Annotated in this window: 14 protein-coding genes; 7 read left to right on the top strand and 7 right to left on the bottom strand. The window is 63.9% G+C overall.

All coding sequences use genetic code 11. The features are described 5' to 3' along the window. The first annotated feature begins 5 nt into the window (after window positions 1-5). From LG388_RS20885 to LG388_RS20895, 3 genes are read left to right on the top strand one after another with little or no spacing between them, the layout of a single operon-like run. The gene (locus tag LG388_RS20885) at window positions 6-1,403 is read left to right on the top strand and encodes an integrating conjugative element protein (RefSeq protein ID WP_003821123.1); all 1,398 of its coding nucleotides are present in this window, start codon (window positions 6-8) and stop codon (window positions 1,401-1,403) included. Further along, the gene (locus LG388_RS20890) at window positions 1,400-1,771 is read left to right on the top strand and encodes a hypothetical protein (RefSeq protein WP_003821125.1); all 372 of its coding nucleotides are present in this window, start codon (window positions 1,400-1,402) and stop codon (window positions 1,769-1,771) included. The genes LG388_RS20885 and LG388_RS20890 overlap by 4 nt, the downstream gene beginning before the upstream one ends. 15 nt (window positions 1,772-1,786) lie before the next feature. Continuing rightward, entirely contained in the window at window positions 1,787-3,307 is a 1,521-nt protein-coding gene (locus tag LG388_RS20895; protein WP_003821126.1) for a conjugal transfer protein TraG N-terminal domain-containing protein, read from the top strand. Window positions 3,308-3,318: 11 nt separating this feature from the next. Here LG388_RS20895 and LG388_RS20900 read toward each other — a convergent pair whose 3' ends face one another. The 3 genes from LG388_RS20900 to LG388_RS20910 form a co-directional block, all read right to left on the bottom strand. Further along, complete coding sequence (locus tag LG388_RS20900) at window positions 3,319-3,684, bottom strand: DUF3742 family protein (RefSeq protein WP_003821127.1); 366 nt, start codon at window positions 3,682-3,684, stop codon at window positions 3,319-3,321. Between the two features lie 84 nt (window positions 3,685-3,768). Then, window positions 3,769-4,401 (bottom strand): RES family NAD+ phosphorylase, encoded by a 633-nt coding sequence (locus tag LG388_RS20905; RefSeq protein WP_012614066.1) that lies wholly within the window; start codon window positions 4,399-4,401, stop codon window positions 3,769-3,771. Window positions 4,402-4,413: 12 nt separating this feature from the next. Beyond that, a complete protein-coding gene (locus tag LG388_RS20910; RefSeq protein ID WP_003821129.1) occupies window positions 4,414-5,040 on the bottom strand; it encodes an integrase in 627 nt (208 codons plus the stop codon). A gap of 316 nt (window positions 5,041-5,356) precedes the next feature. Here LG388_RS20910 and mobH point away from each other — a divergent pair, with 316 nt between their 5' ends. Further along, window positions 5,357-7,228 carry a MobH family relaxase gene (gene mobH, locus LG388_RS20915; protein ID WP_003821130.1) on the top strand — a complete coding sequence of 624 codons (1,872 nt, stop codon included), beginning with the start codon at window positions 5,357-5,359 and terminating at the stop codon, window positions 7,226-7,228. 50 nt (window positions 7,229-7,278) lie between these two features. Here the strand turns inward: mobH and kdsA are convergent, their stop codons facing one another. From kdsA to LG388_RS20930, 3 genes are all read right to left on the bottom strand, one after another. Further along, entirely contained in the window at window positions 7,279-8,124 is an 846-nt protein-coding gene (kdsA, locus tag LG388_RS20920) for a 3-deoxy-8-phosphooctulonate synthase (protein WP_225785151.1), read from the bottom strand. 201 nt (window positions 8,125-8,325) lie between these two features. Further along, window positions 8,326-8,583: a glutaredoxin family protein gene (locus tag LG388_RS20925; protein ID WP_003821132.1), complete on the bottom strand. Its 258-nt coding sequence runs from the start codon at window positions 8,581-8,583 to the stop codon at window positions 8,326-8,328. Between the two features lie 10 nt (window positions 8,584-8,593). Continuing rightward, window positions 8,594-9,295 carry a DUF305 domain-containing protein gene (locus tag LG388_RS20930; protein ID WP_003821133.1) on the bottom strand — a complete coding sequence of 234 codons (702 nt, stop codon included), beginning with the start codon at window positions 9,293-9,295 and terminating at the stop codon, window positions 8,594-8,596. A gap of 180 nt (window positions 9,296-9,475) precedes the next feature. On the opposite strand from LG388_RS20930, the gene LG388_RS20935 reads away from it, so the two are divergent. Then, a complete protein-coding gene (locus LG388_RS20935; protein ID WP_012614065.1) occupies window positions 9,476-9,886 on the top strand; it encodes a hypothetical protein in 411 nt (136 codons plus the stop codon). Window positions 9,887-10,041: 155 nt separating this feature from the next. Here LG388_RS20935 and LG388_RS20940 read toward each other — a convergent pair whose 3' ends face one another. Then, complete coding sequence (locus LG388_RS20940; protein ID WP_003821135.1) at window positions 10,042-10,737, bottom strand: FadR/GntR family transcriptional regulator; 696 nt, start codon at window positions 10,735-10,737, stop codon at window positions 10,042-10,044. Window positions 10,738-10,936: 199 nt separating this feature from the next. Between LG388_RS20940 and LG388_RS20945 the strand changes: the two genes are divergently transcribed. Then, window positions 10,937-11,479, top strand: coding sequence for a nuclear transport factor 2 family protein (locus LG388_RS20945; RefSeq protein ID WP_015912832.1), 543 nt, complete (start codon window positions 10,937-10,939; stop codon window positions 11,477-11,479). 181 nt (window positions 11,480-11,660) lie between these two features. Continuing rightward, on the top strand, window positions 11,661-12,164 hold the full coding sequence (locus LG388_RS20950) for a ClbS/DfsB family four-helix bundle protein (protein WP_003821138.1): 504 nt from the start codon (window positions 11,661-11,663) through the stop codon (window positions 12,162-12,164). Window positions 12,165-12,181 lie beyond the last annotated feature (17 nt).

Raw genomic sequence — 12,181 nt, forward strand, 5'->3', positions numbered from 1 at the left:
GTGCCATGAAGTTCCGTCCTGCATTCAATCCGTTCTCCCGCCGGGTACGTCGCACGGAGATCGTCCTGGCACTGGCCGGCGCGCTCGCGCTGGGCAGCGGCGTGGCCTGGGGTCAACTGGGATACCAGACCAGCGGCAGCGTCATCGGCGATGACGTCATGTACTCGATCGGTGGCGGCAACGCCGTGTCGATGGGACGTGCAGCCGGCATGCGCTCCATCGGTGTCGGCGTGGGTTGGAACAGCAACTTGATCTGCGGCGACATGAGCATCCAGACCACGTTGAAGAACCAACTTAACGGCATTACCAACGGCTTCCAGCAAATCATGTCGTCGGTGATCCAGAGTGCCACCAGTGCGGTGGCATCGTTGCCCGCACTGATCATCCAGCGGGCCGATCCCGGTCTGTACAACCTGCTCACCAATGGCGTGCTGCAGGCGCGGCTGGATTTCGACCGCAGCAAGCTGACGTGCCGTGCCATGGCCGAGAAGATGGCCGAAACGGCGGGCGGCCAACTCGGCTGGAGCCAGATGGCCGAAGGGCTGGCGCTGCGCGATGCCGTGTCGAGCACGGATGCGGTCTCGGCCATCGAGCAGGCCGAGACGCGCCGCGGCAATGACGGCGTGCCGTGGGTCGGGGGCAGCAACGCGGGCGGCTCCGGCCAGCCCGCGATCAAGGTCGTCGGCGATGTCACCCGCGCTGGCTACAACCTGGTCAACGGCCGCGGCGTGACCGACACCTCGTCCATTGCGCCGGCCAGTTGCAGCAGTCTCTCGTGCCAGACCTGGACCTCGCCGCAGGCTGCCGTCGAGTGGGCCACGCGCGTGCTCGGCGAGAAGGAGCAGCGCACGTGCGATGCCTGCACCAAGACCGAGACGACGCCGGGCGTCGGGCTCACGCCGCTGATCCAGGAGGAGTACGACGCCAAGCTGCAGGCGCTCCAGGACCTGGTAACCAAGGCCAAGAACACGACGCCGGAGAACCTGCGCGAAGCTGGCAGTGCGTCGCTGCCGATCACGCGCGGCGTGATCGAGGCGCTGCGCGACGAGCCCGACCAGCACCTGCTGTCGCAGCGCCTCGCGTCCGAGGTCGCGCTGGCATCCGTGCTGGAGAAAGCGCTGCTGCTGCAGCGCACGCTGCTCACGGGCAAGAAGGAGCCCAACGTCGCGGCGAACGAACTTGCCGTGGAGGCGGTGAACCACGAGAGCGACACGCTCGACCGTGAGATTCGCAACCTCAAGACCGAACTGGAGCTGCGGCGCGAACTGGCGAACAACTCGCCCATGGCGATCATCCAGCGCCACGGCGCGCGCGCGGCCGGTTCGCGCGGCATCTACGAGGGCGATCCTGTGCCGGACCGTCTCGACCAGCTCCAGAAGGGCAATCCGGGGAGTCGGCCATGAGCCCGGCGCGCATGGCCTGGCGGCCGCTGCGCTGGTTGTTCAGCCGGCGCGCGGCGAAGACGCTGCTGTGGCTGGTGCTTATCGTTGCCGCCGCAGTGGGGGCGAACGTCGCGGGCATCAACCTGGTCGGCAGCGTTGCAGGCTGGGAACGGTGGCTGGCGGCCTCCGCAGGGTATTTCTTCATCTGGCGGCTGTGCGTGTACGCGGCAACGGCCTATGGATGGTTCTGGATGCGCCGCCGGGTGCTGGCCCGCGAAGACCAAAGCGGGACAGATGGGCAGGCGCGGCGCCGGCTGATCCGTACCGAGGTCGCCGGCGTCGTCGCCATCGTCGCGCTGGAAGCCAGCCTGTTGATGCAGGCCGCTTGAGGGGAGATCGGGGCCATGACGCTCTTCACGACCGACTATCTGGAGTACTACCTCACCCTCGTGTCCTGGATCGTCAACAACGGTATCTGGGCCGTGCTGGTGTCCAGCGGGGTGTTCGCGCTGCCTTTCGTCGCCATCGTCGTGCAGGAGTGGCTGAAGGCCCGCGCGGAAGGCGCTGACGAGGGCAACAAAGGCGTTCTGAGTGCCGCCCGTATCGAGAACCGGGTGTTCGTCGCGATCGTGGTGGTGATGTTCGCGGGCATTCCGTTCATCGACGTGGACCTCAGCACCATCCAGTACGACAGCTCGCGCTCGGCGCAGTGCCAGGTCAGCGTGCCGCAGCCCACGGAAACCGGCTGGTCGCAGTCCTTCAGCACCATCAACAACCAGTCGGCGAAGGTGCCGGTCTGGTGGGCTTTCATGCACGCGCTCTCGCGCGCCGTCACGAGCGCCTCGGTAGCGGCGATCCCGTGCGGTACGGACCTGCGGCAGATGAGGATGGAGATCGACGCGACCCGCATTGACGACCCGGTACTGGCTCAGGAGGTCGCGGACTTCTCGCGGGATTGCTATGGGCCTGCGCGGGCCAAATTGTTCATGCAGCGCCCGGATCTCGATGAGCAGCAGATGCACGACGTAACCTGGATCGGCTCGCGCTTTTTCACGGACACGGGTGGCTACTACGACAGCTACCGCTCCAGCACGGCGCGCGAGGCATGGCCCTATGACGACACCCGCGATGCAGGCCTCGCGCAGGTTGCCAATGGTGGCGGCTACCCGACCTGCAGGCAGTGGTGGTCAGACGGCAGCAACGGCCTGCGCGCGCGGCTGCTGGGGCAAGTGGACCCGACCCTGCTGAATCGCCTGGCGGGCTGGGCCGGGTTCCTCAGCCGGGCCGAGGTGGACGATTCGGTGATCCGCGCCATCGCGTCACCGCGGCAGCAGAAACTGAACCAGGGCAGCGTCTATACGGACTACGGCGGCCAGATCGACAAGACCCTGCCGAACATCGTGACGCGCGCCACGGGCGACGTGGGGATGGCAGTCGGCGCGATTGCCGCGTTTCCTGCCATGGATGTCGTGCGCCAATCCCTGCCCATGATCCTCGCCTTACTGAAGATGGCGCTGGTCATCTGCATCCCGCTCGTGCTGGTTGTGGGCACCTACGACCTGAAGACGGTCGTCACCGTCAGCGTCGTGCAGTTCGCGCTGTTCTTCACGGACTTCTGGTTCCAGCTCGCACGCTGGATCGATTCAACGATTCTGGACGCGCTTTATGGCTGGGGCTTTGGCTGGAACCGGCCGCACACCAACTTTGACCCGCTGGTAGGGTTGAACAACGCCTTCGGCGACATGCTCCTGATGTTCGTCATGGGCACGATGTTCCTGGTTCTGCCGGGATTCTGGCTGGCGAGCCTTACCTGGGTTGGGATTCGGGCCGGGCACGTCATCCAGGGACTTTCCGATGGCAGCAAGAGCGCCGGCCAAGCTGGCGGCAAGGGTGCCGGGGCGCTCACCGGAGGAAAACTGAAATAGCGCGAGGCCGGTCAGTCGTCGGTGTACAACTCGTGCGACGTGTCGTTGTACAGGTTGGGATCGTAGCCCGGCGTCTTGCGCAGCTCGGTGAGGTCGGTGAAAGGCCACTCGTCCTCATCCGAAGTATTTGCAGCAGCAGCCCATCCCGCCGCCGCAACGCCCAGCATCACGAGTGCAAACCAAAACGCAACGTAGAGCAGCACCCCCAGTACAGCCAGCTTGGCTACCCACACGAGCGCGGTAGCGCCAGCTCGCGGCATGCCCTTGGACACCAACCAGTTCGACGCCCGCCGTTCGCGTCGCGCATAGGCACGCCATCCGCGGCCAAAGGCGCGGCCGAGGCGTTCTGCGGTGCTGGTGCGGGTCGTCGTGTTCATGGTCGTCTCCTGCTGTTGAGGAATGCCTATTCCAGTTTGCTCCACTTCATTCGGTTTGCGGCTTCAATGTGTTTTCTTGCTGCTTCAGGACGCTTCGTCATCCGGCCCCACCGGGCCGGGGTCGGGTTCAACGCCGATGCGGTAGGTAACAACGAAACGCGGCCAGTCCACATGGTCCACCAGGTCGATGTCCTCGATGACGCCAACCTTCGCTCCCGCACGCTCGAACAGGGCGATGCTCTTGGCGGGATAGTTGTTGCGCGACGGATAGAGCACCCCGTCGAACAGCGCCTGGCCATCATCTCCGAGCATCGCATGCACCTGGGCGGACACCCGCTGCGTGTGCGTGTAGTCGCGGCTGGCCAACTGCTCCAGGTTCAGGCCGAAGTAGCCCGCCATGACGCCCTGCGCCGTGAGATCGGCCAGAAACACGTCGTCCATCACGCCTACTGCGCGCACCATCCGGGCTTGGACTTCTTTCAGCGCGATCGAGCGTTGCGTGTCCGCAAGCCACTGGTGCTTGTGAAACACCGACTCCATCAGCGCCGTGGGCAGGTCGCGCCCCAGGTAGAGCACGCCGTAGGCCCCCGCTGGGTCATCGTAGCGATTCGTGCTGCTGCGGCCATAGTACAGCGGGCTGCCCCGATAGACGACGCGGCTCACATGCTGGAGCAGTTCACCGGCATCGATCAGGAACGAAGGCAGCTCGTGGCTCATGGCGGTCTCGCTTCAATGCACCTGGACGCCCAGCACGTTGAACACGGCCTCGGCCACGTCATCGATCGTGCCATGCGTCACCGCATCCACGGGCGAGCGACCACCCAGGCCTTCGAGGGGTTCGGACAGCGCGCGGTAGATCGTCCAGTGGTCGATGCCCTCGACCTCCTGGAGCACGGTTTGGGTCAACTGCTGCTTCACCGGGTCGAGCTGCCAGTCGGGCAGCTTCTGGCCGCGCGGCCCCACGTTCAGCGCCAGCAGCCGACGGGCGAGGATGTCCTTGTAGATTTGCTGGCGCGACTTGTCCGCCAGCTTGGCGAACTCGGCAGGCGGCAGGTTGTCCGGCTGGTTGAAGGCTTCCAGCAGCAAGGCGCGGCCTCGCTGGACATCGGTTTCAGCCGGTGTCCAGCGCGTGTCGGAGCGCAACGCGGCCGCCTTGCGCTGCAAGGCCTGCGCCACCGTTTCACCTTCCAGGTTGGCGGGCAGCGTCACCGCCTCCACGCGCTCGTGGATGAACGCCTGCAACTCAGCCGCGAACGCCGGTGCATCCCGGATTTCGACGGTATCGGCGAAGCGTCGCACATCCTCCACCGTGACTCGCGGCAGCCGGTCGGCAATGAATTCGATCGCAGTGGGCATGGTCAGCTCCCAGGTAGGTTTGAGACAGGATTCACTCTAGTCTCCTTTGTCGCATTTGTCAACTTAGTCGCCCGGGTGGGAGCCTACCTGGCGGTGTAGCGCCCCGGCAGCATAGGCCGGGGCCCAGCGCCAGGTCGCCGTCTAATCCATTCGTGCGGGTTCCGCATTGACGCTGGAGCCGCAGCCCAGGCCCCGCTATACCGAAACGGTTAAAGGCCAAAGGGTCGAAACGGCAAGGGAATGGGGTGCAAGGGGAAAGGCCCTACCTTGAAAAGGCCAAAAGGCCTCCCGCCCGGCCCGCCATCAGGACACCGACATGCTCTCCCTGTTCCAGCGAAAACGGCCCCCGGTCGCTGCCGCGCCGTCGCCAGCACCCGCCACCGACCTCCCGAAAGGGTTGATGCGGCCGGAGTCGGCCGCATCGTTGCTCGCCACCCCGCGCCGGCAGAAGCTGCTGGAACACATCTGGCAGCGCACCTCGCTTTCGCGCAAGCAGTTCGCCTCCCTGTACCGCGCGCCGCTGGAGCGCTACGCCGAGCTGGTCCAGGCCTTCCCGGCTTCCGAAGCGCATCACCATGCCTACCCGGGCGGCATGCTCGACCATGGCCTCGAAATCGTCGCCTACAGCCTAAAGCTGCGGCAGTCCCATCTGCTGCCCATCGGGGCCAGCCCCGAAGACCAGGCGGCGCAGGCCGAAGCCTGGACTGCGGCCGTCGCCTATGCCGCACTGCTCCATGACATCGGCAAGGTGGCCGTCGATCTGCACGTCGAGCTGGCCGACGGCAGCACCTGGCACCCATGGCACGGCCCGCTGCGCCAACCGTACCGCTTCCGCTACCGCGACGACCGCGAGTACCGGCTTCATAGCGCCGCGACAGGCTTGCTGTACCAGCAATTGCTCAATCGCGATCTGCTGGACTGGCTCAGTGGCTATCCATCCTTGTGGGCGCCGCTGCTCTACGTCTTGGCTGGGCAGTACGAGCACGCCGGGGTTCTGGGCGAGCTTGTCGTGCAGGCCGACCGCGCCTCCGTCGCCCAGGAGCTGGGCGGCGATCCCGCGCGCGCCATGGCCGCGCCCAAGCACTCGCTCCAACGCAAGCTGGTCAACGGGCTGCGCTACCTGCTCAAGGAAGAGCTGAAACTGAACCAGCCGGAGGCCTCCGATGGCTGGCTCACCGAGGACGCGCTGTGGCTGGTGAGCAAGACAGTCTCGGACAAGCTGCGCGCGCACCTGCTGTCCCAGGGGGTCGATGGCATCCCCGCGAACAACACGGCCGTGTTCAACGTGCTACAGGATCATGCCATGTTGCAGCCCACCGCCTCCGGCAAGGCCATCTGGCGCGCAACTATTACCAGTGAGAGTGGCTGGTCCCATGCCTTCACGCTCCTGCGCCTGGCCCCGGCGCTGATCTGGGAGCCCTCGGAGCGACCCAGCCCATTTGCGGGAACCGTGACCGTGGACAACGCCGGCGAGGCCGAGGACGGGCCGCGCCCGTCCGCACCCGACGCTGCATTGCTACCTGGAGCAGCGGTGGCAACGGAGAAGGAGCCCGCAGCAAGCAGCCGTCCAGATCAGTCGGGCGGAAGTCACGCCATACCTCCCAGCACGCAGCGCAATCCGGCCGACCCACTGGAAAGCATGCTGGCGATGTTCGAGACAACGCCTGAGCCGGAGCAGTCCGTCGAAGCCCCGCCAGAGGGTGCCGACGATGCAGCGGTGCCGCTCGACCCTCCCGCATCGGCCCCAGGTCCTTCGGCGCCGACCGCCGCGCCTGCGCCGCACGATTTCGCCTCATTTACCGGGCGGCCATCGGGCGAGCATTTCATGGCCTGGCTGAAACAGGCCGTCCAGACCCGCAAGCTCATCATCAATGACGCCAAGGCCCTGGTACATACCGTGTCCGACACGGTTTACCTGATCAGCCCTGGTGTTTTCCAGCGCTACGCACAAGAGCATCCAACCATTGGGCCGCTTGCGAAGGACGCGGCCCTGCAGGACTGGCAGTGGGTGCAGAAGCGCTTTGAAAAACTCGGACTCCACAGGAAACAGCCATCGGGTCTGAACATCAGGACGTGCGAGGTCATGGGACCGCGCAAAACGCGCCAGGTGCATGGCTATTTGCTCGAAGACCCATCGCACATATTCGATGCCGTTCCACCGAACAATCCTTATCTGTCGCTCAAATAGCCGACTAAGAGGGGAAGTGCCACACGTTCTGTTTGAACGGGTGGCAGGCTTCAGTCGATCCGAAGAGGCTCGAACGACTTGACGAGTTGGTCCACCGCCTTGACCTGCCGCAGCAGCGGTTCGAGCGTGTCCAGTGGCAGAGCGCTGGGTCCGTCACAACGTGCATGCGCCGGGTCGGCGTGTGCTTCGAGGAACAAACCGCCAATGCCGACCGCCATGCCGGCCCGCGCGAGTTCGGGCAACTGTTGGCGACGCCCACCCGAAGCCAACGCATCCGCTTCTCGCCGCTGCAGGCTATGGGTTACGTCGAACACCAGTGGCAGGCCACTGCTGGCAACGCTCATTTCGCGGAAGCCCAACATGTCCACGACGAGATTGTCGTAGCCGAACTGCGTGCCACGCTCGCACAGCAGGACGCGCGGGTTGCCAGCCTCGTGCAGTTTGTGGACGACATGCCTGATCTGGCCCGGGCTGAGGAACTGCGGCTTCTTGACATTCACTACCCGACCGGTGCGGGCAATGGCGGCCACCAGATCGGTCTGCCGGGCCAGGAAGGCCGGAACTTGCAGTACGTCGGCAACGGCAGCGACCTGCATGGCCTGCTCAACCTCATGCACGTCGGTCAAGACTGGGCATCCGAACCGCGACTTGACCGCATCGAGGACCCGCAGCCCTTCCTCCAGGCCGACACCTCGGAAAGAATGGATCGACGAGCGATTGGCCTTGTCGAACGACGCCTTGAAAACGAAGGGTATCCCCAGCTTGCGCGTCACCTCCGCGAAGCGCTCAGCCGCAGCCAGGGTCGTATCGAGATCCTCGATGACGTTGATGCCGCCGAACAGCACGAACGGCAGGTCGTTGGCGACTGTGATGCCCTCGGAAATGGCGACGTGCAGGGAGGTGGCTGATGATGTCGATCGCATAAAAATTCCTCTCGTGATGTCAACGACCGCAGGCGAAAGCGCCGAGCGTCGTCGGCGAAGAATGCCTCACGGTCTTGAGCTTTGCGTGCAGACGCGTCCACAACAGCGCTTACAGGGTCCGACCGGGGTCCGCACCGGCGACTCCGCCCGTGACCACGGTCTTCCTTCAGCGGCTCACTGAAGACCGAGCGCCTTCATCAGCCTCGGCTTCTGGCTCGCGAAGGTGCCATAGAAGACCTCGTCGCCGACGATCGTGATCGGGGCCACGCGCACGCCGGTTCGTGACTTGGCCTCCGCGGAAATCTTCGGGTCGGTCAGGTCGCGCTCTTCAAACGCGATGCCCTGCTGGGACAACCACTCCTTTAGTGCCCGGCAGTCCGGGCAAGTTGGAGTGCTATAGATGAGGATGCGCGGGGTGTTGGCTTGGTTCATGGTCGTGCCTTCACTTGCCCCGAGCGACAAGCCAACTCTTCATCATGGCGATCTCGCCTTCCTGCGCGGAGATGACCTCCTGAGCCAACTTGCGGACCTCCGGGTTCTTGCCGTACTGCAGCGCCACCTTGGCCATGTCGATCGCACCCTGGTGGTGCGGGATCATGCCGCGCATGAAGTCCACATCGGCGTCGCCGCTGAAGTCGATCATCATGTCCGCATGCATGCGGTCGTTGCCGGCACGGTAGGCGGCCGTCGAGGCATCGCCCGAGCTGCCGGCCGCCGCCTGCTGGCCGTTGTCGCCCAGCCACTTGTTCATCATGGCGATCTCGCCTTCCTGCACGGTGATGACCTCCTGGGCCAGCTTGTGAACCTCCGGGTCCTTGCCGTACTGCAGCGCCACCTTGGCCATGTCGATCGCGCCCTGGTGGTGCGGGATCATGCCACGCATGAAATCGACGTCGGCGTTGCCAGTGAACTGCGCTCCCATCCCGGCGTGCATCTGGTCGTTCACGGCGCGATACGCGGTCGTGGAAGGACTGTCATTGGCCGAGGCGCTGGAGGGCATCGCGTGCCCTTGGTGACCTCCGCCCGCACTGGCCTGCATCGCTTCACCCGACGGGACGACCACCTTCTTCTGGACGGCCATCAGGCCGGCGGCGACCACGACGGCGCCCGCAATGAACAAGAGGCTGAACTTGTTGACCTTCATGAAAAAACTCCTTGAATGAGGTTGATGGGTTCACTGTAGGGCCTCCCATTGTTGGAAGGTCAAGCCCTTATTTCGCCCGTCACTTGGCGCTGCACGGCGGTGTGCCCATGCCCATTTCAGTTGCAAGTAATTCTCAACAAAGGTAGGATGTTAGGACGTTAATAGCGAGAGTCCAGGATCATGTCCCAGCAACCGAAAGTTCACGACACCAGCGATTTCCCCATCGTCCGCTTCGACGGCGCAAGCATCTACAACGGATACAGCAGCGCCTGGTGCGCGGAAATGGATGAACTCGTCGCCTGCGGAAAGCCCTTCGTGCTTATCTACGTCGCGGGAGGGCCAGAAGAGACTCTCGACGATCGCGCTCAGCGCGGCGTCTGGCTGAAGACTCACAAGGAGACGCTTGGCGGCACATTGCTCGCGCTCATCCACGTCGAACCGGATTCGGATAAGCGAGCCCAGTTGGAGGCCATGCTGCCAAAGCTCGTCCAGGCTTTCGGTACACCGCAGTCCACCCGGGCCACCCACGCCGATGCCGAGGCGCTGGCCCGGTATGTCCTGGCGGGTGGTCGCGTCGAAGATTCGATATGAACAGCACCGTCCGGTCGCTGTAGCGCACCAAGGGCCTATCCATGAGGACCGGCTACCGCGTGCTCTCCGGGAAACAACCCGCGTTCCGATCAACGGGGCCGGCGACCGGCTGCTCGATGGAAAGCGGCATTGCCAGCGCGGGAGTCGCGCTCGGATCAACCCGATTTCTCAAGTGCCGCAATCAGCGGAGCGACCACGTTCCGCACAGCCGCCGCAGCTGCTTCTCCATCCTGGCGCTCGATAGCATCCACGATCGCCTCATGGGTCGCGAGACCCGGCTCGGGCAGTTCCTTGTCCTTCAGCGCAGTCAGCGTGTTCATGCGGACCGAGTTCGCGAAGTAGCGGTACAGCTCAGCCAGCGCGCCGTTGCCGCACATCCCGGCGATCGCGCAGTGGAAAGCCGTATCGGCCTCGGCAAAGGCCGCGCTCGATGCGTGTTGCTCCTGCTCGCCGCGGGCCTTCAACAGTCGGCGCAGCAGCCCAACGTCCGCCTTGGACCGATGCACCGCGGCCAACCTGGCCGCCTCGGTTTCCAGCATGCAGCGCAACGCGAAGTGCTCTCGCAAGCCGGAACGCCCGACACGGCGCATGACCTCGGCCGGATCGATATTGGTTCGCACGTAGGTGCCATCACCCTGGCGGACTTCCAGGACCTGGCCGTGCGAGAGCACGCGAATGGCTTCCCGCACCGTGTTGCGGCCAACCTCCAGCATCTCGGCCAGTTCCTGCTCCCTGGGGATGCGCTCGCCGACCTTCCAGGCGCCTCCCTCGATCTGGCCGCGGATCAGCTCAATCGTCGAATCGACGAGCGAACGCCGCGGCGCCTGTGGGAGTGTGAAGCGGTTATTCATCGCGGTTCTCAAATGACGTAGAGACGGGAGCCCATCGGACCTCGATTGTAGCAACTCAGGCCTTATACATAGGATGATTCTATGTATTTGACAAAAGAGCAATTGCCGACGGCCTGTGCTTCGTTGCGCGCGACATGCGATTTTCCACCACGCCCGTGCGAGCGGGATTTTTTTCAACACCTTTTGGAGTATTTCGACCATGAACAACATGCAGCACGCCCTGTCATTCAGGCCCCTTCGTTCTTCAGACGGCTTGCGCTGCCGTCCGGTGCAGGCTTTGGGAGCGATATTCCTCGGGCTGGCTTCACTCGCCTATAGCGTCACGTCGCAGGCGGCAGATGAGCCAGAGAACGTGAAGGTGGTCCGGCAATACCTTGACGCCTGGAATGGCGGGCGAACCGACGCGATGGAAAAAGTGCTCGATTCCAACGTCGTCTATTTCAATACCAGCAATGAAGCGTCCCGCACTGGGCCTCAAGCCATTACCGAAGTCTCGCAGTTTCTGATGAAAATCCTGCCCGACCGAAAAATGAAAATCCGTTCGCAGCCGGTTGCCTCCGGCGATGGTGTGGCGATCGAGTGGGAATTCACCGCCACCAAGAACAGCAATGGCGGGACGTCGCCCTCCAGTTCGACCATCAGTTATTTCGGCGCGAGCTTCTTCCGTGTTTCGAACGGAAAGATTGTCTATGCCAGCGACTACTACAACCACAACACCATGCAGAAGCAGCTTCAGCAGTAACGTAAATCCGCAAACAGGAAATCACCGACATGTCCCGCTTCATCATGCACAAGCCCTCGGCGCCGCCAGCGCAGCGGTGAGGCAAGCGCTTTTCCTCAATCCAAGGTAATTGCGCTGGTGACTTGATGAATATCTGACACGCCGGTTATCGAGCCTTGTCTCGATGAAATAGAAATCCCGAATGAAACTACCAACCACGAAGCAGGAACTCCTTGACAAGGTTCGCGCCAGCCACCGAAAGCTCGGGGTAGAAGCTGCCACCATTCCCGCCAGCCACTACCGGCACACGGCCATGATCTGGCAGGAGCCGCGCCTGCATACCAACGCTGCGATGGTCCTGGTGGACGTCATCGTCTGGAACACGATGATCCTGCAGTTCGCGCATGATCGGACGCCTGGACCTTCGGCGTCCTTTTACTCGCCGAGTGCGATGGCGCAGCGGGCCGAGCGTCTTTCTGCCGGCTTCCAGCGCCGTTTCGCGGGCAGAGACCTTCGCGAGCTGGAAGCCATGCTCACGGAGGGACAGGACCGGGTGCTCGACTGCGTGGCGCACCATTCGAACGCCTCGCTTTTCGATCCCGCGTTGAGCCCGATGAAGACCCTCGGGCGCAAGATCCAGTTCTTCACCTCCACCGCCTACGACGACGCGCTGTCGAGGCTGCGCCAGTGGAAGCAGGTGCTGTAGCGGCCGAGGCGACCCAC

It is taken from the genome of Xenophilus sp. Marseille-Q4582, assembly GCF_916700565.1.
Taxonomy (GTDB): domain Bacteria; phylum Pseudomonadota; class Gammaproteobacteria; order Burkholderiales; family Burkholderiaceae_C; genus Xenophilus.